The sequence below is a fragment of the Vibrio sp. J2-4 genome, from assembly GCF_021728155.1.
GTDB lineage: Bacteria > Pseudomonadota > Gammaproteobacteria > Enterobacterales > Vibrionaceae > Vibrio > Vibrio diabolicus.
This window is the reverse complement of record NZ_JAKKCN010000003.1, coordinates 222,370-244,375: the sequence shown is the minus strand read 5'-3', so window position 1 is coordinate 244,375 and position 22,006 is coordinate 222,370. Positions and strand designations below refer to the sequence as shown.

General features: G+C 48.1%; 20 protein-coding genes. 14 read left to right on the top strand and 6 right to left on the bottom strand.

Translation table 11 applies throughout. From position 1 onward, the window contains the following. Positions 1 to 4: 4 nt before the first annotated feature. The 5 genes from L3V32_RS11295 to L3V32_RS11275 are packed head-to-tail and all read left to right on the top strand — an operon-like array spanning position 5 to position 5,027. Positions 5 to 1,174 carry an ABC transporter ATP-binding protein gene (locus tag L3V32_RS11295; RefSeq protein WP_237284310.1) on the top strand — a complete coding sequence of 390 codons (1,170 nt, stop codon included), beginning with the start codon at positions 5 to 7 and terminating at the stop codon, positions 1,172 to 1,174. Next, the gene (locus L3V32_RS11290) at positions 1,171 to 1,905 is read left to right on the top strand and encodes an ABC transporter permease (protein ID WP_006742426.1); all 735 of its coding nucleotides are present in this window, start codon (positions 1,171 to 1,173) and stop codon (positions 1,903 to 1,905) included. The genes L3V32_RS11295 and L3V32_RS11290 overlap by 4 nt, the downstream gene beginning before the upstream one ends. A gap of 35 nt (positions 1,906 to 1,940) precedes the next feature. After that, positions 1,941 to 2,822, top strand: coding sequence for a glycine betaine ABC transporter substrate-binding protein (locus L3V32_RS11285; protein WP_046873659.1), 882 nt, complete (start codon positions 1,941 to 1,943; stop codon positions 2,820 to 2,822). Between the two features lie 4 nt (positions 2,823 to 2,826). After that, a complete protein-coding gene (locus L3V32_RS11280; protein WP_237284309.1) occupies positions 2,827 to 3,663 on the top strand; it encodes a nitrilase-related carbon-nitrogen hydrolase in 837 nt (278 codons plus the stop codon). 17 nt (positions 3,664 to 3,680) lie between these two features. Then, positions 3,681 to 5,027 carry an MmgE/PrpD family protein gene (locus tag L3V32_RS11275; RefSeq protein ID WP_237284308.1) on the top strand — a complete coding sequence of 449 codons (1,347 nt, stop codon included), beginning with the start codon at positions 3,681 to 3,683 and terminating at the stop codon, positions 5,025 to 5,027. A 37-nt stretch (positions 5,028 to 5,064) separates the two neighbouring features. Here the strand turns inward: L3V32_RS11275 and L3V32_RS11270 are convergent, their stop codons facing one another. Further along, on the bottom strand, positions 5,065 to 6,021 hold the full coding sequence (locus L3V32_RS11270) for a GlxA family transcriptional regulator (protein WP_182033584.1): 957 nt from the start codon (positions 6,019 to 6,021) through the stop codon (positions 5,065 to 5,067). Positions 6,022 to 6,175: 154 nt separating this feature from the next. Here L3V32_RS11270 and L3V32_RS11265 point away from each other — a divergent pair, with 154 nt between their 5' ends. The 5 genes from L3V32_RS11265 to L3V32_RS11245 all read left to right on the top strand — a co-directional run bounded on the left by L3V32_RS11265 (position 6,176) and on the right by L3V32_RS11245 (position 12,782). Beyond that, positions 6,176 to 7,069: an alpha/beta hydrolase gene (locus L3V32_RS11265; RefSeq protein ID WP_005375755.1), complete on the top strand. Its 894-nt coding sequence runs from the start codon at positions 6,176 to 6,178 to the stop codon at positions 7,067 to 7,069. A gap of 58 nt (positions 7,070 to 7,127) precedes the next feature. Further along, positions 7,128 to 7,997 carry an amidohydrolase gene (locus L3V32_RS11260; RefSeq protein WP_237284307.1) on the top strand — a complete coding sequence of 290 codons (870 nt, stop codon included), beginning with the start codon at positions 7,128 to 7,130 and terminating at the stop codon, positions 7,995 to 7,997. 55 nt (positions 7,998 to 8,052) lie between these two features. Then, the gene (locus L3V32_RS11255) at positions 8,053 to 11,100 is read left to right on the top strand and encodes an FAD-binding and (Fe-S)-binding domain-containing protein (protein WP_237284306.1); all 3,048 of its coding nucleotides are present in this window, start codon (positions 8,053 to 8,055) and stop codon (positions 11,098 to 11,100) included. Positions 11,101 to 11,311: 211 nt separating this feature from the next. Next, positions 11,312 to 12,190, top strand: a complete 879-nt coding sequence (locus tag L3V32_RS11250) for a DMT family transporter (RefSeq protein ID WP_048625206.1) — start codon at positions 11,312 to 11,314, stop codon at positions 12,188 to 12,190. Positions 12,191 to 12,230: 40 nt separating this feature from the next. Continuing rightward, positions 12,231 to 12,782, top strand: coding sequence for a hypothetical protein (locus L3V32_RS11245; RefSeq protein WP_237284305.1), 552 nt, complete (start codon positions 12,231 to 12,233; stop codon positions 12,780 to 12,782). A gap of 8 nt (positions 12,783 to 12,790) precedes the next feature. Here the strand turns inward: L3V32_RS11245 and L3V32_RS11240 are convergent, their stop codons facing one another. The 3 genes from L3V32_RS11240 to L3V32_RS11230 are packed head-to-tail and all read right to left on the bottom strand — an operon-like array spanning position 12,791 to position 15,992. After that, positions 12,791 to 13,699: a hydroxymethylglutaryl-CoA lyase gene (locus L3V32_RS11240; RefSeq protein ID WP_237284597.1), complete on the bottom strand. Its 909-nt coding sequence runs from the start codon at positions 13,697 to 13,699 to the stop codon at positions 12,791 to 12,793. Beyond that, positions 13,699 to 14,538, bottom strand: coding sequence for an enoyl-CoA hydratase-related protein (locus tag L3V32_RS11235; RefSeq protein WP_237284304.1), 840 nt, complete (start codon positions 14,536 to 14,538; stop codon positions 13,699 to 13,701). The genes L3V32_RS11240 and L3V32_RS11235 overlap by 1 nt, the downstream gene beginning before the upstream one ends. A 29-nt stretch (positions 14,539 to 14,567) precedes the next feature. Further along, a complete protein-coding gene (locus tag L3V32_RS11230; RefSeq protein WP_276574082.1) occupies positions 14,568 to 15,992 on the bottom strand; it encodes a carboxyl transferase domain-containing protein in 1,425 nt (474 codons plus the stop codon). Here L3V32_RS11230 and L3V32_RS26200 point away from each other — a divergent pair. After that, positions 15,873 to 16,139 carry a hypothetical protein gene (locus L3V32_RS26200; protein ID WP_276574083.1) on the top strand — a complete coding sequence of 89 codons (267 nt, stop codon included), beginning with the start codon at positions 15,873 to 15,875 and terminating at the stop codon, positions 16,137 to 16,139. The genes L3V32_RS11230 and L3V32_RS26200 overlap by 120 nt on opposite strands. Before the next feature lie 64 nt (positions 16,140 to 16,203). On the opposite strand, the gene L3V32_RS11225 is transcribed toward L3V32_RS26200, so the two are convergent. Both L3V32_RS11225 and L3V32_RS11220 read right to left on the bottom strand, forming a co-directional pair. Further along, positions 16,204 to 17,373 carry an isovaleryl-CoA dehydrogenase gene (locus L3V32_RS11225; RefSeq protein ID WP_237284302.1) on the bottom strand — a complete coding sequence of 390 codons (1,170 nt, stop codon included), beginning with the start codon at positions 17,371 to 17,373 and terminating at the stop codon, positions 16,204 to 16,206. Between the two features lie 66 nt (positions 17,374 to 17,439). Continuing rightward, complete coding sequence (locus L3V32_RS11220; protein WP_012842485.1) at positions 17,440 to 17,814, bottom strand: MerR family DNA-binding transcriptional regulator; 375 nt, start codon at positions 17,812 to 17,814, stop codon at positions 17,440 to 17,442. A 277-nt stretch (positions 17,815 to 18,091) separates the two neighbouring features. Between L3V32_RS11220 and L3V32_RS11215 the strand changes: the two genes are divergently transcribed. From L3V32_RS11215 to L3V32_RS11205, 3 genes are read left to right on the top strand one after another with little or no spacing between them, the layout of a single operon-like run. Next, positions 18,092 to 19,303, top strand: a complete 1,212-nt coding sequence (locus L3V32_RS11215) for a thiolase family protein (protein WP_237284301.1) — start codon at positions 18,092 to 18,094, stop codon at positions 19,301 to 19,303. Positions 19,304 to 19,326: 23 nt separating this feature from the next. Further along, positions 19,327 to 20,820, top strand: coding sequence for a CoA-acylating methylmalonate-semialdehyde dehydrogenase (locus L3V32_RS11210; RefSeq protein WP_237284596.1), 1,494 nt, complete (start codon positions 19,327 to 19,329; stop codon positions 20,818 to 20,820). A gap of 19 nt (positions 20,821 to 20,839) precedes the next feature. Next, positions 20,840 to 21,994: an acyl-CoA dehydrogenase family protein gene (locus tag L3V32_RS11205; RefSeq protein WP_237284300.1), complete on the top strand. Its 1,155-nt coding sequence runs from the start codon at positions 20,840 to 20,842 to the stop codon at positions 21,992 to 21,994. The last annotated feature ends 12 nt before the right edge of the window (positions 21,995 to 22,006 follow it).

Genomic DNA, 22,006 nt, shown 5'->3' with positions numbered 1-22,006 from the left:
TCAAATGATCAAAATTGACAAGCTAACCAAAATTTTTGAAACGCCTAATGGCCCGGTGACTGCCGCAGATCACATTGAGATGGAAGTTCCCAGTGGTGAAATATGTGTGTTACTTGGCCCGTCCGGTTGTGGCAAAACCACCACGCTGAAAATGGTCAACCGAATTATTCCCGCGACATCGGGCAAGATCTATCTTGGTGGTGAAGATACTTCTGGGATGGATACAGTCACTCTGCGCCGCAATATCGGTTATGTTATTCAGCAAATTGGCTTATTTCCCAACATGACGATCGGCGAAAACATCGCGGTGGTTCCCAAGTTATTAGGATGGGATAAGGCAAGATACATGACGCGTGCAAAAGAGCTATTGGAGATGGTGGCTCTTGATCCTAGTGTCTTCCTTAATCGTTATCCAAATGAGTTGTCTGGCGGACAGCAGCAACGAATTGGTGTTGCCCGAGCGCTGGCGGCGGATCCTCCCGTCATGCTGATGGATGAACCTTTTGGCGCGATTGACCCGATCAACCGTGAAGTAATCCAGGATGAGTTCCTTAAAATGCAGCAAGAGCTCAACAAGACCATCATGTTTGTCAGTCATGACATTGATGAAGCGGTCAAAATGGCCGATAGAATTGCGATTTTCCGTGATGGTCACCTGGTTCAGTACGATACGCCTGACGATTTGCTCGCACACCCGAAAGATGATTTCGTGAAAAACTTTGTCGGAGATGATCGCGCACTTAAACGTCTTCGCTTAGTGACGGCTGAGTCCGTCATGCAGACCACTTTTGCGTACGTGAAACCTAACGATACGCTTGCCGACGCTCTAACCAAAATTGACGCGTATGGGTATCGCGACGCCGTGATATTAGTGAATGACCAACACCAACCTATCGGTTATGTGCCCAAAGCTACCGCAATCAATATGAAGGGGTACTGCGGTGCACATTATGTCGGCCTGAAAACAATCGCCCGAACCACGGATGATCTGCGTAAAGTCGCATCGAAGATGTTCACGCACGACATTGTTTGGATGCCGTGTGTTGACGAGAATGGCCGCTTAGTGGGCGAAGTCACACAGCGCGGCATTACCCATTATCTAGGCGCAACTTATCAGCGCGATACCTCTCTTAGTGAGCCACAGCCATTGCATCAGGCTAAGGAGGCATCGTGACCAATCAGCTAAAACAAACCTACTATTTCGTTTTATTGGCGTGTGTCTTTGCGTTGGGTATTTATTTACAAGGCGCGGGTACGATCGATGATTTCCTCTACTACCAAGAAGACATTGTTTATTTGACGGTTCAGCACATTGAACTGGTGCTGCTGTCTGGTGGATTGGCGATCCTAATCGCTATTCCCGTCGGCGTATTGCTCAGCCGTCCTCGTTTTCAGAAAGTCGCAGAATCGGCGATGCAGGTTTTGAATGTGGGGACCACGATTCCTACTTTAGCTATTCTTGCGCTGGCAATGAGCTTTCTTGGCATTGGTACCGTGCCTGCGGTATTTGGGCTGACGATTGCCTCGTTGTTGCCGATTGTCAGAAACACCTACATCGGGCTGAAAGAAGTGCCCGCTCATTTAAAAGAAGCGGCGTCAGGCATTGGTATGACCGAGTTACAAATGTTGTTTCAGGTTGAAATTCCTAATGCGCTGTTCGTCATTTTTGCCGGTATCCGCACGGCGTTAGCTGTCAACGTGGGCACCGTTCCACTGGCCTTCTTAATTGGTGGCGGTGGGTTAGGGGAGCTCATTTTTACCGGTATTGATCTGGATGAACCGATCATGATGCTGGCAGGCGCTATTCCTACAGCAATGTTGGCTATCGCTATCGACAGTGTGGTAGGAGCCGTTTCCTATGTCACTGTACCTAAAGGCTGTAACCCTATTAGAGCTAGACAATAACAATCCTAAAAATTGAACACAGACAGGAGTCAAACATGTTAAAGCAAATTACTCGCCGCTTGCTGGCCGTTGGTGTACTGCTTTCAAGTTTTCACGCATCCGCGGAAATCGTGGTAGGTGGTAAAAACTTTACAGAACAACAGCTTTTAACGGAGATCACGTCTCAATATTTAACCAAAAAAGGCTACGACGTTGATAAGCGTTCGGGCATGGGCAGTGCGGTTTTGCGTAAAGCGCAAGAAAACGGCCAGATTGATCTTTATTGGGAATACACGGGCACATCACTGATCATTTACAACAAAGTCAAAGACAAGCTCCCAGCAGAGCAAGTGTATCAACGCGTTAAGGAACTCGATGCGAAGAAAGGCCTAGTTTGGCTTAACCCTTCAAAAGCGAACAACACCTACGCGCTCGCTATGCGCAGTGACGATGCGAAACAACGTGGCATTTCAACCTTATCCGACTTCGCCGAGCAAATGCGCCAAGACCCGCCAATGACCATTGCTTTGAATGCGGAATTCTATGCACGAAAAGATGGCTTCCGACCTTTACAGAAAACCTACAAATTCAAAGCGTCACGAGACCAAGTGAAACGCATGGATACGGGGTTAACTTATGATGCGCTGAAAGGGAAAGAAGTCGATGCTGCGCTCGTATTTGCAACCGATGGTCGTATCAAAGCATTCGGTTTTACCGTTTTAACGGATGACAAACAGTTCTTCCCTGATTACGCGATCACTCCTGTGGTTCGCCAAGAAACGCTAGATGCGAACCCAGAGCTTGCCGAGCAAATGAACGCGCTTTCTGCGGCGATCGATGGCGATACGATGTCGACTTTGAATCAACAAGTTGATGTGGAGCGACGTTCGATCTCAGAAGTCGCAAGCCAGTTCCTATCTGAGCATAACTTGGGGTAATACCATGACTATCCTGCAAGTCAGTGTGGCCCAAATCAACGCCCAGTTAGGCGATGTGAATGCCAATCTGAATACTCATCAGGATTACATAAAGCAAGCTGCGGCCTTGGGGTCGCAGCTATTGCTGTTTCCTGAACTCTCCTTGACCGGATACCAGCTCCAATCTTCTGTGCGTGAAGTCGCCATGAAGCGTGATGATGCTCGGCTTAAAGACCTTGCGCAACTTGCACCGCACATGTCCGTGATTGTCGGCTTTGTTGAACAGGCTGCTCCGGGAGAGTACTACAACGCGATGGCTTGGTTGCTCGGTGGTACGGTGGTTGCTGTGCATCGCAAAATCAATTTACCAACCTATGGTGGGCTTGAAGAGGGCAAGTGGTTTCATTCTGGAGATGCCACCACCAGCGTTTCTCTTGATGATAATTGGCGAGGCTCGGTTTTAATTTGTGCCGATTTATGGAACCCACCTTTGGTTCATTGCGCGCTACTCGATAAGTCTGAAATCTTGCTCGCGCCGATCAACTCGGCCAGCAGTATTGTCAGTAAAGACTTTTCCAATGAAGACAACTGGTTAGTTAACGTTAAATTTTATGCGGTGCTCTACGGGACCCCAGTTTTGATGGCCAACCGTTACGGGCCAGAGGGCGAAGCGTGGTTTTGGGGAGGAAGCTGTATTTTGTCTGCAACGGGTGAGCTATTGGCGCAGGCAGAAGACGGTGAAACCTTGATAACTGCGACCTTGTCATTGGACGATATTGATAAAGCCAGATTCGAGCTGCCTACCATGCGAGACAGCAATACACCATTGATCACAACGCTATTGTCGAAGGCAAAACGCTAAAACTGGAGCAGTAGACGATGCAATCTATTCATCGATTTATTCACGAATTAACCTTTGAACACCTTCCAGCTGACGTTATTGAACAAGCGAAATATTGCGTCTTGGATTTGTTAGGTGTCGCCGCAGCTGGTAAAGCGACGCAGCTGCAAAACATGGTAGCCAAACTCGCGCAGAAGCAGTTTGCCGGTGATACGCCGATGCTGTTTTCTGATCACACGGCCAGTGGTTGTGGGGCGACTCTATATGGCGGCATGTTGATTGATAGTATGGACGCGCACGACGGCCAAGTCCTGACGAAAGGCCATGTTGGCGTCGCTGTTTTGCCGGGGCTGCTCGCCAGTATGCATGAGTCAGCAGTTACGGGAGAAGAGTTATTAACGTCCCTCGTCATTGGCTACGAAATAGCAACTCGCGCCGGAATCGCTCTGCATCAAACCGCTTGTGACTACCATACTTCTGGTGCTTGGAATGCGTTGGGCGTCGCCGCAGTATCTGCAAGAAGAAAAGAATTAACGGAGGCACAAACAGAGCATGCGCTCGGCATTGCCGAGTTCTATGGCCCGCGCAGCCAAATGATGCGTTGTATTGAACATCCAACCATGCTCAAAGACGGCTCTGGCTGGGGAGCAATGGCGGGCTTTGCCAGTGCAGAGCTGGCAGAAGAAGGATTTACTGGCGCGCCAGCCGTGACTCTGCTGGACCAACAAACTCACGCTTTGTGGGCAGATTTAGGGCAGCGCTGGTATATCCTGGAGCAATACTTTAAACCGTATCCGGTTTGTCGTTGGGCTCAACCCGCGGTTGAAGCAGTGAGAGCACTGCAACAAGAAAATAAACTAGAACCTGATGAGATTGAACTTATCGAAGTTCACAGCTTTCACCAGGCGGTGTGCCTGCATACCAAGCGCCCTGAGACAACCGAGCAGGCTCAGTACAGTTTGCCATTTTCAGTCGCGAGTGCGGTCATGGATAATACGGTCACGGTAGAAGCCGTTACCAAAGGACTGAAAGATCCTGCTCGCTTGGCAATTACGGAGCGGATGAAGTTAATTGAAGAGCCTGCTTACAATGATAAGTTTCCAGCCGAACGCTGGGCGCATGTCGTGGTGACGTTGAAAAATGGCGACAAACTGACGTCGCCTCCCTGTATTGCGCGAGGTAATCCTGAAAATCCTCTCAGTCGAGACGAGATGCAAGGTAAGTTTCGCACTTTGGCAGAGAAAGAATTGTCCGCTTCGCGCGTGTCAGCGATAGAAGAGGGCTGTTTGCAACTTGATAAAGCCAGTAAAGAGCAGGTACTTGCTTGGCTATCACTGCTTTACCAAGGCACTTTGTCTGATAAGCCGTCTGACACATCACGATGAGATCGAAGAGATCGAATTTCTTTTCTCTTACTCAATCTTAAGTTAAACGTCGCTCTTCACGCGGCGTTTTTTCATAGCGTTTTTTGTAGCAGCGCGCAAAATACGATGTAGAACTGAACCCACAAGCGGTACTGATTTGAGTAATGGACAACATGGTTTGCAACAACAAATGTTGAGCGCGCTCTAGGCGCAGTTGAAGGTAGTAATTGCCTGGTTTGTCTTGCAAGTATTGTAAAAATAACCTTTCCATCTGCCTGACCGATAACCCTACTTGTTCGCCAATTTCATAGCACTTTAGCGGTTCTTCCATGTTGGCTTCCATGATCTCTACAGCGTCGAGCAGGCGCGGGTGGCGGATGTTGTGCTTACGAATTAACGACATCCGCTGTTTATCATGCGCTGGTCGAATCGCAGGGTGAATGCATTGCTCAGCCACTTGATTCGCCAAGTCGCTCCCATGTTGGTTTGTAATTAAATGAAGCATCATATCCAAACCGGCTAAGCCGCCCGAACAAGTTGGTGTGCGTGGGTCGAATTCGTACAACTCACTGGTCACGTTAATGTTTGGAAACTCCTCTGCCAGGCTGTTGGCGGACTCCCAATGCACGGTACACGTTTTGTTTTTTAACAGGCCAGCTTTTGCTAACAACACGCTGCCTGTCGAAGTCGAGCCCACGGCGATGCCTTGACGAAGCGCCTGTTTTAACCACTGATTCACCGAGCCACTCGCAGCAGCAACATGGGCGCCAATACCTGCCACAACCAGCAGCAAGTCTAAATGAGCAATGTTGTTGATTGACTGTGTTGGCGAGAATGAAACGCCATTACTGGCCGATACTTCTTTATCTTCGAATCCATAAATATCCCACTGATACAAATCGCAACCAGCGAGGCGGTTGGCCATTCGAAGAGGTTCGATAACCGCCGAAAAAGAGAGCATCGAAAAATCAGGAATAAGGAAAAAACCAATGCGATACGTGTGTGTCGTTTTCATTCTCTGTGGTCACCAAGTGGGCAGTTCATCTATGTCGTATTTCTGGATAAGAATGTCGCAATTGTTAAATTATTGCTATCAAAATTCGAACATGATGTGACTTAAGACAAGGAGTTCTTTGTCGAGCATACACATTCATTTGGACGAGATAATTATGATTGAACAAAAAGCCCCAGTAATTAGTGATGGTCTACGCCTTGATGGCGCTTTCTTTACTGACGAGAACGTTAACAACCCAGACTTACCGATCGTTATTGTCTGCTCAGGCTTTACTGGGCAAAAAAATATTCACCCAGAGCGTTACGCGAGAGCCTTAACTGCGAAGGGCTTTACGGTATTCGGATTTGACTACCGTGGCTTTGGTGAATCTGAGGGCATTCGTGAGCGAGTTATTTTGGATGAACAAGTACGCGACATCGCGAACGCGGTTGCGGTTGTGAAACAGCGCGCTGACGAGGAAGGCCGCAAAGTCGTACTGGCTGGCTGGGGCATGGCGGGGGGATTAATTCTTGATGCTTACCGAGTTTGCCAAGATGCGATTGATGGCCTTATCTCCATGAACGGCTTTTATGATGCGGTACGTGTTCAGGTTGCTCAACGTGGCGAGCACGGCTGGAAAGCGTTCCGTCAATTTATGTTAGAAGAGCGTACACGTCTTGCTCTTGGTGGAGAAAAGCAGGGGATTGATCCATTTGAAATCTACCCGCTTGATCCAGTAAGCCGCGAATATGTATTCACTGAACTGGTCAAAGCGCCGGGCTACGGCGTGACATCTGATCTGGATTTTGCGGATTCTCTCATCAATTTCAAACCGGAAGCTCTACTGGATGAGCGATTTGCAGACGCGCCAATCTTGATTGCGCACGGTGCAGAAAACGACCTTCACCCAGTGACCGAAGCAAAGTCGCTGTACGCGAAATACCCTGGGCCGAAATCTCTATTCTTACTGCCGGAAGGTGGTCACACCGAGTGGATGTTGGACGACGATCCTAAGTTTATTCAGTTCTCTGGCGTGATCGCGAACTGGTTGAGTGAGAACTTCAGTTAAGTCTTTAAGAGGTGCTTTCGTTGATGGCACCTCTACCTTTCTGACAGGATGATTTTCGATGAGCATAATTCCATTTTGTGAAGCGGCTGACCCATTTGTAAATAAACCAACAATCGCGATTCCTGAAGGCGCGGTTGATTGTCACGCCCACGTTTTTTCTTCACGTTATCCGTACAGTGAAACGCGAACCTACACACCACCTGATGCCAGCGTCGGCGCGTACCTGCATTTGCACCAGCAATTAGGCATCCGTCATGGCGTGCTGGTTCAGCCGAGTGTGTATGGCAATGACAACCAGTTGCATCTTGATACATTACGGTATTTACGCCAGCAAGGTTACGACTACAAAGGCGTCGCGGTCGTGGATGCGGATGTGTCCGAGCAAACGCTGGATGAGCTACAAGATGCGGGATTTTGTGGAGTGCGGATGAATCTACTGTTTAAAGGTGGTATTGAGTGGCGTGATGTTGAACGTTTAGCGGCTCGCCTTGCAGAGCGACACTGGCACCTTCAATGCTTAATTGATGTTTCGCAGTTTGATGACTTATATCAGCGATTAAGGGCTTTACCCGTGCCCGTAGTGATTGATCATCTTGGACATATGCCAACAAACAAGCTTATTTCTCATCCTGGTTTTCAAACCTTATTGAAGCTTAAAGCTGAGGGGAAAGTGTGGACAAAATTGTCGGCGCCGTATCGTTTGTCGCCTCAATCACCGCCTTATGATGATGTTTATCCATTTGCTCAAGCTTTGTTAGAAGCGAATGAAGAGCAATGTGTCTGGGGATCGGATTGGCCTCATCCATGTTTTGCTGCTGAGATGCCAAATGATGGCCAGTTGTTAGATACCTTGTGGCACTGGACGCAAGATACGACACTGTTTAGTAAGATTCTGGTCGATAACCCCAAGCGCCTCTACCGCTTTTAACTCCACATTCATGTTATGAACCTAAAAAGACAACCGTAAGGCACTGATTCAAATTATGCTTCCTGCACTTCCGCTACAGGTTTCCTCTGATCCTGTGGTTATCAAGTTCTTTAACACCCTTAAACAGCTTGGTTTCAAGGGGGATACTGATGCTCGTTATACCACTCGATTGAGCATGGCGACTGACAACAGCGTCTACCAGCAACTTCCTTTGTCGGTCGTTTTTCCTGCCAACCATCATGATGTGGTAATACTTGGCAAGGTCAGTGCACTTGATGAATTTAAACACCTGACCTTTTCGCCCAGAGGAGGCGGAACGGGCACCAACGGACAATCATTGAGCTCGGGGATTGTGGTTGACCTGTCTCGCTACATGAATCGAGTGTTAGAGATTAACGAGCAGGAAGGCTGGGTGAGAGTGGAAACTGGGATAGTCAAAGACCAACTCAACGACATCGTTCGTCCTTATGGTTATTTCTTCTCGCCAGATCTGTCGACCAGCAACCGCGCAACATTAGGTGGGATGATTAATACCGATGCATCAGGCCAAGGCTCTTTGCAATATGGTAAAACCTCGGATCATGTGTTGGCACTCAAAGCCGTATTGGCGGATGGTTCGGTGCTCGATACCGAAGCAATTCAACAAAACAAATGGTTAAACAGTGATGTAGTATCGCGAGCGTTAAAAATTACGGAGGAAGTTTGTCGAGACAAGCGTCAACAGATTCTGGATAAGTTTCCTCCTCTGAATCGATTTCTTACTGGTTATGACCTAAAAAATGCCATAAACGACAAGAGTGAAGAGTTTGACGTCACGAGAATATTATGTGGCTCTGAAGGCACGTTAGCTTTTATCACTGAAGCCAAGCTCAATCTTACGCGAATACCTACCACGCGACTATTAGTGAACGTTAAATACGATAGTTTTGACTCTGCATTGCGAAATGCTCCCTTGATGGTCGAAGCAGAGGCGCTATCGGTAGAGACGGTTGATGCAAAGGTGCTTAATCTTGCAAGAGAAGACATTGTCTGGCACTCGGTAAAACACGCGATCTCAGATGTGCAGGGCAAAGAGATGCAAGGGATTAACTTTGTCGAGTTCGCAGGCAGTCACAGCGATGATATTGAGGATAAAGTTGAACGCTTACTTTCAATTCTCGATAAAGAAATAGCTCACCGACGCAGTGGTATCATCGGTTATCAAGTCTGTCGTGAACCCCAAGACATCCAAGCCATTTATGGCATGCGCAAGAAAGCGGTCGGGCTGCTTGGCGCGACCAAAGGTCAGGCAAAGCCGATTGCATTCGCGGAAGATACCTGTGTGCCGCCTGAAAATTTGGCGGACTTTATCGCGGAATTTCGTACGTTGCTAGACCGCAATAACCTGCATTATGGCATGTTTGGTCATGTGGATGCTGGCGTCCTTCACGTGCGTCCGGCGCTCGATATGTGTGACCCTGAGCAGGAAGCGTTGATGCATCAACTGTCCGATGATGTGGTCGCGCTGGTGGCAAAATACAATGGCTTAATGTGGGGAGAGCACGGTAAAGGATATCGCTCAGAATATGGACCTGCCTTCTTTGGTGATGAGCTCTTTACTGAATTAAGGCGCATTAAAGCGGCGTTTGACCCAGACAATAAAATGAATCCGGGGAAGATTTGCACACCACTGAATAGCGACGCTGAAATGGTAAAAGTCACAGCGACCAAGCGTGGCTACTATGATCGTCAGATCCCCGTAGCAGTCCGAGAGTCGCTTAAGCCCGTGCTGTCTTGCAATGGCAATGGGCTGTGTTTTAATTACGATGCTGATAGCCCAATGTGTCCATCATTTAAAGTAACAGCCGATCGTCGCCACTCTCCGAAAGGGAGGGCTGGGATAATGCGTGAATGGCTGCGTCGCCTGAATGACAGTGGCTTCGATTTGCTCGCTAACGAACAACAGCTTCTCAATCAAACGTTATCGGTTAAGCTTTTGGCTCAGAAGCTGAGTCAGATGATATCTCGCCCCGCATCTGATGACCTATCGCATGAAGTTTATGAGGTGATGAATGGCTGTCTAGCGTGCAAAGCGTGTGCGAGTCAGTGTCCTGTTAAAGTTGATGTGCCTGATTTTAGAGCACGTTTTTTACACGTTTATCACTCGCGTTATCGCAGACCTCTGCGCGACTATCTGGTGTCGAATATTGAGCAACTGCTGCCGATTATGGCAAAAGCTCCCAAGCTGGTTAATCAAATTGCATCTAGTAGGCCCGTTACGCAAGTATTAGAGACATCCATCGGTTTTATTGATTCGCCAGTGCTATCTATCCCTACGTTGCAAAGTCGATGTCAGGCACTTGGCGTGAGCCCGTTTGACTTTGCGTATCTAGAATCGCTTTCCCCAGAAGTGAAGCAAAATTACGTCTTGATTGTTCAAGATCCATTTACCAGCTTTTATGAAGCCGAGTTGGTTTCGGACTTTATTCAGTTATTGCAGCGGTTAGGGAAACACCCTGTTGTTCTGCCTTTCAAACCTAATGGGAAAGCTCAACATGTAAAAGGTTTCCTTAAGGCATTCGCCAGAAATGCACAAAACACTTCGGATTTTCTCAACCAAGTTGCTGAGCTTGAAATTCCTATGATCGGTATCGATGCTGCCTTAGTGCTTTGTTATCGTGATGAATACCATCAGGTTCTAAAAGAAAAGCGGGGCGAGTTTACAGTTTATACGGCTCATGAATGGCTGGTGGATACACTCAATGAATGGCCGCCAGTAAGTTTATCAGACGAAGAGCCTTGGTATTTGATGGCGCATTGCACAGAAAAGACCAAAGTACCGGAGACTGAGAAGTCTTGGCAGTCTATTTTTCATCACTTTGGTTTAAAGCTGCAAGTGATACCTACGGGATGTTGTGGCATGGCAGGGACATTCGGCCATGAAGTGGATAAGAAAAGTACGTCTGAAGCTATTTATCAGCTGAGTTGGAAACCGAATATAAAGAACCTGCCCACCGAGCGTGTGTTAGCCACGGGATATTCCTGCCGCAGTCAAGTTAAGCGTTTTGAAGGGGAGGTAGTTCGACATCCGGTCCAAGTTTTAGCCAGTTTGTTTAGTGCATAAGATGCTTAGGCAATTTAGTATACGAAAACGCTTGCCTTAAGACTTTACCTGCCTTTAATGTATCCGACCGCAGAACTTCAATCTGCGTAACAACAACACAGGAGAGGATCGGGCTTTCACTTTCGCTCGACAGAAACTCCTTTCAAATTGATACAACAGCGCAGCAAACTTCCCTTGCTGCGATACTGTGTTCCATATTTTGTGAGTACTTATGTTTAACTCAGAACGCAAAGCGACGGTTATTCTGGTTGCGACAACGATGATCGCGGCACTTGGTTGGATCTTTTCTAAGGAAACAATACAGGGCTTACCACCTTTTGGCTTTATCGGGGCGCGATTTACTATTGCATCGCTCTGTCTGCTGCCGTTGTGCTATCGACCTTTGTTGAAAGCGAATTTGAGAGATGTGCTTTCTGCTGGTGGTGTCGGGCTCCTGTTAGGTAGTGCCGTTATGACATGGATTTACGCCATCTCCATCAGCGACACGCTCGGGGAAGGCGCATTTATCATGAGTCTCTCCATGCTATTTGTGCCGATTGTTGCGTGGGTTATGTTTCGTCAACGACCACAACGAATTTTCTGGCTTTCTTTGCCTATCGCGGTATTAGGTCTCGCCTGTCTCTCTTTAGTTGGCGGTTGGAAGCAATCGGCCAGTCAATTTTGGTTTCTTGGGGCGGCACTGGTTCTTGCGCTTCACTTTAATGTGAACAGTAAATATTCTCAAAAATTGCCTGTGTTGCTGCTTACTTGCGTGCAGCTTTTTTCTGCTGGTTGTTTAGGTTTGTTGGTTTCTTTCTTTATGGAGTCTTTTCCGGCAGAGGTTGACTCCTCCATTTGGTGGTGGTTCGCGTTGAGCACTTTGCTAGCGACGAGCTTGCGTTACGTAATGCAAACCATGGGGCAAAAATTTGTTCAGGCAGGTAATGCTGCCTTGATCATGATATTAGAGCCAGTTTGGACCGTCATTCTGAGCGTGCTGTGGTATGGCGAAGTGCTAACGGCAAATAAGCTAGTAGGCTGTGTGCTTATCTTATTTTCTCTTATTATTTACCGTACTGGCGGGCGATTTCGTTTGTCTATCCCTAGGTAGCTTCAAGAGGTTTGGGTAGGGAACAATTTAGGAGTGAAGCATGGCCAATACTGAGCATCAGGAATCACTAGACTTTTTAGATATTTTAAGTGTCTGTTTATACCGTTTAGGAATTAGCGTATTTGCCTTTGGACTTATCGCGATGACGATATCGGGTTTGCACCTTATTGAAGGTTCGGCATTTTATGATCGAAATGTGTTGCTGATCATCGCCATTGCGGGTGTATTAACTGCAGCCAATATCCATGTCTACAGTAAAACTGTACGTACTGTCATCAGCTGGTCAACTTGGGTGGGACTGCTCTTCATGGTGAGCGACCCAGACTTATCCCGCGTGTGGCTTTCTCTTGGTTTTGTCTTTGTCACTTTTTCCGGTGTGGCGCTGAAAGAGTCCTTTAGTTTTAAAGTTCCAGGCTTGAAAGCGGTGCCAGTGCTACTTGCCATCGCAACCTTTGCGTTTTGTTTCGAAATACTGACGGTAGCGACTATTGCGACAGGCTTGTCTGGCTTAATTATGGGCTTCCTGTCTATATCAAAGTGGCGGATGCCACTTCATTTTGATATCGGTATCAAAGCAAACTACGAGGTTTAATAAACGTCTTACGTTAGAGATGTCATACGGTTACGCAAAGCTAGCGATACTTTTGACGTGGGTTCTCGATTAAGCTCTTCGCTGATCATCCAGCCAGCTTTTGCTAACAGCTCTAGGTCGATCCCCGTTTCGATCCCTAATCCTTGGCATAAATACAGTACATCCTCCGTCGCGACATTCCCCGAGGCACCATGAGCGTATGGGCATCCACCCAGCCCAGCTACACTGCTGTCGATGGTATTGATGCCCATACTCAATGCTTGATGAATATTGGCGAGCGCTTGTCCCCATGTATCGTGGAAATGGACAGCAAGCTGGGGAAGAGGTGCAACCAACATGACGGCTTCTAGCATAGCTGCAATTCGATTTGGCGTGCCTGTGCCGATGGTATCGCCTAGGGATACTTCATAGCACCCTAAATCGATGAGCGATTTGGTCACGCTCGCCACCTGTTTAGGGGCTGTTGGACCGTCATAAGGGCAATCGGCAACGCAGGATAGATAGCCTCGAACAGGGATGCCGTGTTTGGTGGCTAATCGCATTACAGGCTCGAAGCGAGTTAAACTTTCTGCAATCGAGCAATTGATATTGTGTTGGCAGAATCCTTCTGATGATGAAGTGAAAATTGCGACCTGATTGGCACCAGCCTCCAAGGCTTGTTCGAAGCCTTTTAGGTTTGGTGTCAGGGCAGAATAAGTAACATGATTTCGCCTTGTTATTGCTTTCATGACCTCTGTTGAGTCCGCCATTTGTGGCACCCATTTGGGCGAAACAAAAGAGCCCGCCTCAATATGCGTTAGCCCAGTATCAGAGAGTAAGTTGATCAACCGGATTTTAGTCTGGGTAGCAACAGGAGATTCATTTTGCAACCCATCTCGTGGACCTACTTCGACAATATTTACTTTGGAAGGCAGCATTACTTGTCCTGTGATTTGGTTACCCAACGTGGGCTTCGTTTTTCAAGAAACGCTTGCAAGCCATCTTGGCCTTGTGGCGATACCCTAATGTCCGCAATGAGCTTGCTGGTATAGTGAATCAGTTGTTGATCGATGGGGTTTTGATGACATTGGTGACATAGCGTTTTCGCTTTACGCATCGCATCTGGGCTATTAAGTAGTAACGTCTTGATCACGCTATCGACCGCACTTTCAAGTTGTTTGGCTTCTTTCACTTCATGCACAATACCAAACCGTTCGGCATCCTCGGCTGAAATGACTTCACCACTTAAGATATAGCGTCTAGCTTGTCGATTCCCCATCGCGCGCATGACGTAAGGCGCAATGGTTGCCGGAACTAAACCAAGCTTAACTTCACTTAAGCAAAAGTTAGCACATTGGCTCGCGATGGCGATATCACTGCAACAAATCAATCCCAGCGCGCCGCCGTAAGCGGAGCCTTGTACAAGCGCGATGGTGGGTTGAGGGAACGAATCTAGTGTTTCCATGAGTCTTGCCAAGTTTTGGGCATCAACGAAATTATCTTGCCTCGTGCTGTCGGCCATCGACTGCATCCAATTCAGGTCGGCCCCGGATGAAAAGTGCTTGCCGTTACTTTTTAATACCAAGCATCGCACATCCGTTCGTAAAGCGAGATAATCTAGGCGGTGGATCAGCAAGTCGATCGTACAAGCGTCAAAAGCATTGTGCTTGGCTGTTCTGTTTAGAGTGATGGTTGCTACGCCATTGTCATCGACATGCCAAAGAACATCATCTTGCCTTTGGGCGTTGGGAATAATGCTTGGTTGCATTTCCTGCATACTAACTTCCTTAATTCATCTTTGGATATTTACATTCTGAAGACGCCAAACTCGCTATCAGGAATGGGAGCATTTAATGCTGCCGTTAGCGCCTGACTCAACACCTGACGCGTTTGTTTGGGGTCAATAATTCCATCATCCCATAGCCGAGCGCTCGCAAAATAGGGATGTCCTTGTGTTTCATACAAGTCTATGATCGATTCTCTAAAAGTGTGTTCTTCTTGCTCTGACCACGCTTCTCCCTGGCGTTCCTTCGCGTCTTTTCGAACTTGTGTTAAGACTCCTGCCGCTTGTTCTCCGCCCATCACAGAAATACGCGCGTTCGGCCACATCCACATCATGGTTGGATCATAAGCTCGGCCGCACATGCCATAATTGCCAGCGCCGTACGACCCACCGATGATCACGGTAAACTTCGGTACATCAGCACAAGCGACGGCCATCACCAGCTTGGCGCCATGTTTTGCGATGCCTTCTTCTTCCACCTTTTTCCCGACCATAAATCCGGTAATGTTTTGGAGAAAGAGAAGCGGTGTTTTCCGTTTGGCGCAAAGTTCAATAAAGTGTGCGCCTTTTTGTGCCGATTCAGAAAACAAGATGCCGTTGTTTGCCACAATGCCGATCAAGTGTCCGTGAATGCGAGCAAAGCCACACACTAACGTTCTGCCGTACAAGGCTTTGAATTCGTCAAAATCAGAATCATCGACGATGCGGGCGATGACTTCTCGGACGTCGAATGATAGTCGTAAGTTGGCATTCACGATTCCGTAGATTTCTTCAGCATCGTAGCGGGGAGGTAGCACGGTGTTCTCCGGCTTAATCGGTTTCGCTCTATTGGCATTGGCATTGGCAATGGCTTCTCGGGCAAGCATTAGGGCATGCTCATCATTTTCAGCGTAATAATCAGCAACACCAGATTTACGACAATGCACGTCTGCACCGCCGAGCTCTTCACCCGTCACGACTTCGCCAGTGGCCGCTTTCACCAGAGGCGGTCCCGCCAAAAATATGGTGCCTTGCTCTTTGACCATAATGGACACATCCGCCATGGCAGGAACATATGCGCCCCCAGCAGTGCAAAGCCCCATCACAACAGCAACCTGAGGGATGCCTTTTGCTGACATCCTCGCTTGGTTAAAGAAAATGCGACCAAAGTGTTCTTTGTCGGGGAAGACGTCGGACTGATGAGGGAGATTTGCGCCACCGGAGTCCACCAAGTATACGCAGGGGAGTTGGCAACGTTGGGCTATCTCTTGCGCTCTAAGGTGTTTTTTTACCGTGAGTGGGTAGTAGGTTCCGCCTTTTACCGAAGCATCGTTGGCGATGACCATACATTGAATCCCCGCTATGAAACCAATGCCGGCGATAACGCCAGCGCAGGGGATGGATTCGTCATACACTTGCCAGGCGGCAAACTGGCTAATTTCAAGAAAATCAGTGTTGTCATCAAGCAAGCGCGCGATGCGTTCTCGTGCGGGGAGTTTTCCTTTTTGCCTCTGGTGCTGAATGGCTTTTTCACCGCCTCCTTGTTTGATGGTCTCGATATGTTGATTCAGTTGAGTGACCAACGTTTCCATCGCAGCTTTATTGGAAAGAAATAACTCGTCAGTTGGCTTAGTTTTACTTTTGATAATGGCCATAATGACTTCCTTGTCGTATGTTCCTTTAGCGAGATTCTTCGAACAGTTCTCGGCCTATTAACATGCGGCGAATCTCTGAGGTACCCGCGCCGATTTCATAAAGCTTTGCATCACGTAGCAAACGACCAGCAGGGTATTCATTGATGTAGCCATTCCCACCGAGCAATTGGATTGCATCGAGTGCCATTTGTGTGGCGAGTTCTGCACTGTATAGAATCGCTCCTGCGGCATCTTTACGCGTTGCGTTACCTCGATCACAAGCCGCTGCGACGGTATATACATACGCTTTTGCTGCACTCATTCGAGAATACATATCGGCGATCTTGCCCTGAACTAACTGAAACTCGCCAATGGATTTTCCAAACTGCTCTCGTTCATGTACGTACGGGACCACAATGTCCATGCAAGCTTGCATTATCCCGAGTGGTCCGGCAGCGAGGACGACGCGCTCGTAATCTAGTCCACTCATTAACACCTCGACGCCTTGATTCAGCTCGCCAAGAATATTCTCTTTCGGCACTACGCAATTGTTAAATACAAGTTCGCAAGTGTTCGAGCCCCTCATGCCTAGTTTGTCCAGCTTTTGAGCATGGCTGAAACCTTCGACGTTGCGTTCAACAATGAATGCGGTAATACCTCGTGAACCTGCATTGACATCCGTTTTAGCGTAAAGCACCACTATGTCAGCGTCGGGACCGTTGGTGATCCACATTTTGTTGCCATTCAGTACAAAATGGTCGCCCTTGTTCTCCGCTTTCAGTTGCATGCTTATCACGTCTGAACCGGCATTGGGCTCACTCATAGCTAGGGCGCCAACGTGCGTACCATCGATGAGTTTGGGAAGGTATTTCTTGCGTTGAGAAGGCGTGCCATTGCGAAAGATCTGATTGACGCACAGGTTAGAATGAGCGCCGTAGCTTAAAGCGACAGATGCAGAGGCACGGCTGATTTCTTCCATTGCAACAACGTGAGCGAGGTATCCCATGCCTGCACCACCAAATTCTTCATCGACGGTGACACCGAGCAACCCCATATCTCCAAACAAAGGCCACAAATGGTTTGGAAACTGGTTATCGCGGTCTATATCTGCGGCGATGGGAGCAATATGTTCCGTAGCAAAGGCATTAACGTGGTCTCGGAGCATATCGATGGTATCACCAAGTCCGAAATTGAGTGGGGCGTAGGTGCTTTTCATAACGTCTCCCGATATCAGAGGTAAGGTGGAAAAGCCGATTGCAGTGTCGCTATTTGAGTATAGCGGTTATGTCTCTTTGCTTTTGAGTGTTTGAATACAGCGTTCTTTAGCGGCATTCAACTCTGCCATTACGACGCTGATGTCATTGAGTTGCTGTTGTAGGACGGCTTGTTTCTCTTCAATGATATTGAGCATTTTCAATAACTGTCCTTCGGTTTGTTGCATGTCATAGAGCTCGAAAAGTTCACGAATTTCTGCCAGTGAAAAACCGAGCCGTTTCCCTCTTAAAATCAGTTTGAGACGAATTTTATCTCTGCGTTGATAAACGCGCATGTTGCCTTTTCGCTCTGGTTCAATCAGACCTACGTCCTCATAAAACCGGATACTGCGAGTGGTAATATCAAACTCCTTGGCGAGGTCACTGATCTTGTATTTTTCCATAACATACTTACCTCGAATAAAAATCCAGTTTCTGGAAATCGAACCTTCAACGGAAAGGCCGAACGCAAATTTTGAAAGATAAACGACTACTTGGTGTGTTTTTTCATCTCATTGTAAAGGCTAGTGCTATGCTTACGTAAACGTCAAGAAATCGCAGTATGAAAGTTTGTCAGTGAGAAAGGGCGACAAAGACTGGCGTAGCACTTGGTGAGTAATGTCATGCAGGGGCGTCATCAGTCAGTCTAGTGTTCACATATACCTCAAGGGAATGCGAATCATGGAAAAAGACATCTGGATTGTCAGCGCGAAAAGAACGCCGATCGGGCGCTTTCAAGGAAAGTTGCAAACTTACTCCGCTCCCCAATTAGGTGCACTAGCGATAAAGGCTGCGACGCATGAAGTGAATGTGACATCTGTAGATGAAGTTTTCATGGGATGTGTGCTCCCTGCTGGTTGTGGGCAAGCCCCGGCGAGACAAGCGGCAATTGGTGCGGATTTACCCATGAGTGTAGGGTGCACGACTATCAATAAAGTGTGTGGTTCCGGCATGAAGAGCGTCATGTTGGCGCACGATCTTATCAAAGCTGGAACGATTCGAACGGCCATTGCTGGTGGTATGGAGAGTATGACCAATGCGCCGTATTTATTGAAAGAGGCGAGAAAGGGAATGCGCATGGGCCACCAGTCGACGTATGACCACATGTTTCTCGATGGATTGCAAGATGCGTACGAAGGGCACTTAATGGGTGTTTATGCTCAGCACGTCGCAGATAGGCTTAAGTTTACCAGAGAGCAAATGGACGAATGGGCAGTGATGTCGGCAAAACGTGCGTTGGAAGCTCAAGAGCGAGGCTTATCTGCCGACGAGCTCTCACCGATTGAACTCAACACCAAGTCTGAACAAGGAACGCTGGATTACGATGAGCACCCGCGCTCGGTTGATCTGGATAAAATCCCTCAACTCAAACCTGCATTTGATAAAAAAGGCACAGTGACCGCTGCTAATTCGAGTGCGATTTCCGATGGCGCTGCAGCGCTTGTTCTAATGGATGAAGAGACTGCGCTCCACCAAGGTCTTGAGCCACTCGCCGTTATCAAGTCTCACGCCACACACGCCAGAAAACCTGCTGAATATACTTTGGCTCCCGTTTATGCGATTGAACAGTTGTTGTCCCAATTGGATTGGTCAATTGACGAAGTGGATCTGTGGGAAATCAATGAAGCCTTTGCTGTCGTGACACAAATCGCGGTAGCAGAACTTGGGCTTGATATAAGCAAAGTTAATATTAAAGGCGGAGCGTGTGCACTCGGGCATCCGATAGGCGCAAGTGGCGCTCGAATTCTGGTGACATTGATTCATAGTTTGCGTCAGCTACAAGCTTTAGGTACCGACGGTGATCTAGACGCCAAAAAAGTGATGCGAGGCGTTGCGTCACTTTGTATCGGTGGTGGAGAGGCAACGGCGATAGGCATTGAAATACCGCTTTAATTGAAATCAGAAAGGAGTAAATGATGACTCGTTTAGTTCCCTTGTTTATTGGTGGAGAGTTTCGTGAATCTCAAACTTCGGATTGGGTTGAGGTGACCAATCCTGCCACTAATGATGTCATTGCGTACGTTCCCTGCTCAACGGATCACGAGATGGAAGCCGCCATTGATAATGCGAAAGAGACATTCCAATCCTGGAAGGAAGTGGCAGTATCCGAGCGTGCCAGAGTCATGCTTCGTTATCAGCACCTTCTCAAAGAACATCATGATGAGCTTGCCACACTGCTTTCTCATGAAACGGGTAAGATTTTAGTGGATGCTAAAGGCGATGTGTGGCGAGGCATAGAGGTTGTTGAGCAGGCTGCAAACATTGCCAGCAATATGATGGGCGAAACCGTCGAAAACGTTGCCACGGACATTGATAGTTACTCAATGATTCAGCCCCTGGGTGTGTGTTGCGGCATTACGCCGTTTAACTTTCCTGCCATGATTCCGTTGTGGATGTTCCCAATCGCTATCGCTGCGGGTAATACGTTTGTGCTCAAACCCTCCGAACAAGTGCCGTTGACCTCTATTCGTTTAGCCGAACTATTTGAGCAAGCTGGCGCGCCGAAAGGAGTGTTGCAAATCGTTCATGGTCGCAAAGACCAAGTCGACTTTCTGCTGGCTCATCCTGACATTCGAGCGGTGTCATTTGTTGGCTCGGTTCCTGTTGCCCGTTATATCTACACCACGGGTACGAAACACTTTAAACGCGTTCAAGCTTTTGCTGGTGCTAAAAATCACATGGTGATCATGCCTGATGCGAACAAGGAACAAGTGGTGAATAACCTAGTGGGGGCCTCCGTTGGGGCGGCGGGGCAGCGTTGTATGGCAATTTCTGTTGCGGTATTTGTCGGCGATTCAAAACAATGGATTACAGACCTCAAACAGGCAATGGCGAAAGTACACCCAGGGCCTTGGGACGATGAGCAAGCTGCTTATGGCCCACTCATCAGTGAGCAAGCTAAACAACGCGTATTGGACCTAATTGAAGATGGCAAACAACAACGCGCAGTGTGTGAACTGGATGGCAGTCAGTGTGAAGTGGAAGGCTTTCCTGATGGAAACTGGATTGGCCCAACCTTGTTTAGCGGTGTAACAGCGAATATGTCGATTTACACGCAAGAGATATTTGGCCCTGTCTTAGTTTGTATGGAAGTCGAAACGTTGCAAGAGGCCATTGAGTTAGTGAATCGCAACCCATACGGGAACGGCACTTCCATTTTTACGGCTAATGGCGCTGCTGCAAGAAAATATCAGCATGACATTCAAGTCGGTCAAGTGGGGATCAATGTGCCAATTCCGGTACCTTTGCCATTTTTCTCTTTTACAGGCTGGCGAGGCAGTTTCTATGGCGATTTGCATGCGTATGGTAAACAAGCGGTACGTTTTTATACCGAGACTAAAACGGTGACGGCACGTTGGTTTGATGACGATATTCCAACGGGGCCTAATTTGACCATTCAACTGCGCTGAGTGAATAGAAGGAGCTTTTATGGACTTTGAACTTACTGAAGATCAACGTGCATTTGCCGATACCGCTCAGCAATTTGCCGATGAGCGTTTAGCACCGATGGCGGCGGAGTGGGATGAAAAACAGATCTTCCCCAAAGACGTATTGAGAGAGGCCGGAGAGTTAGGCTTCCTGAGTCTCTACACTCCAGAAGCGCAAGGTGGCTTAGGGCTGAGTCGCTTAGATGCGTCAATTATCTTTGAACAACTGGCCATGGGATGTACGTCCACTACGGCGTTTATGACGATTCACAACATGGTCAGTTGGATGATAGCCAGTTTTGCTACCGATGAAGCCAAAACGCAGTTCTGCCCGAAGTTAGTTACGGGGGAATGGTTAGGCTCCTATTGCTTAACCGAGCCCAACGCAGGATCAGACGCCGCTGCACTGACCACTTCCGCTACAAAAAAGGGGGATACGTATGTGCTCAACGGTGGCAAAACCTTTATCTCTGGCGCAGGAGAGACAGATGTTTTGGTCGTGATGGCGAGAACTGGAGAAGCGGGTGCCAAAGGCGTGTCTGCATTTGTCGTTCCTGCTCAAGCAGATGGCATCAGCTATGGGCGCAAAGAACCCAAAATGGGTTGGAACAGTCAACCAACACGATCGGTTACTTTTGAAAATGTCGTTATTCCAGCTAGCCATTTACTGGGCGAAGAAGGGCAAGGTTTTGTCTTTGCGATGAAAGGGCTTGATGGAGGGCGTATAAATATTGCGACCTGCTCCGTCGGTACGGCTCAACAGGCCCTTAATCAGGCGGCACGGTACATTCAAGAACGTAAGCAGTTCGGCAAGCCGCTTGCGCAGTTTCAAGCCTTACAATTCAAATTGGCAGACATGGCGACAGAGCTAGTGGCTGCGCGGCAGTTGGTGCGCTATGCCGCCAGTAAACTCGACCGAAATGACCCGGATGCCACGGCTTATTGCGCGATGGCAAAACGGTTCGCAACCGATGTGGGCTTTCAGGTTTGCGACCAAGCGTTGCAGCTTTATGGCGGCTATGGTTACATCAAAGAGTATCCAATGGAGCGTCATTTCAGAGATGTGCGTGTGCATCAAATTCTGGAGGGGACAAACGAAATCATGCGCTTGATCATCGCGCGCCGTTTGCTCTCTGAGGAATCGGCCTTGCTGTAGCGAAGTATTGGA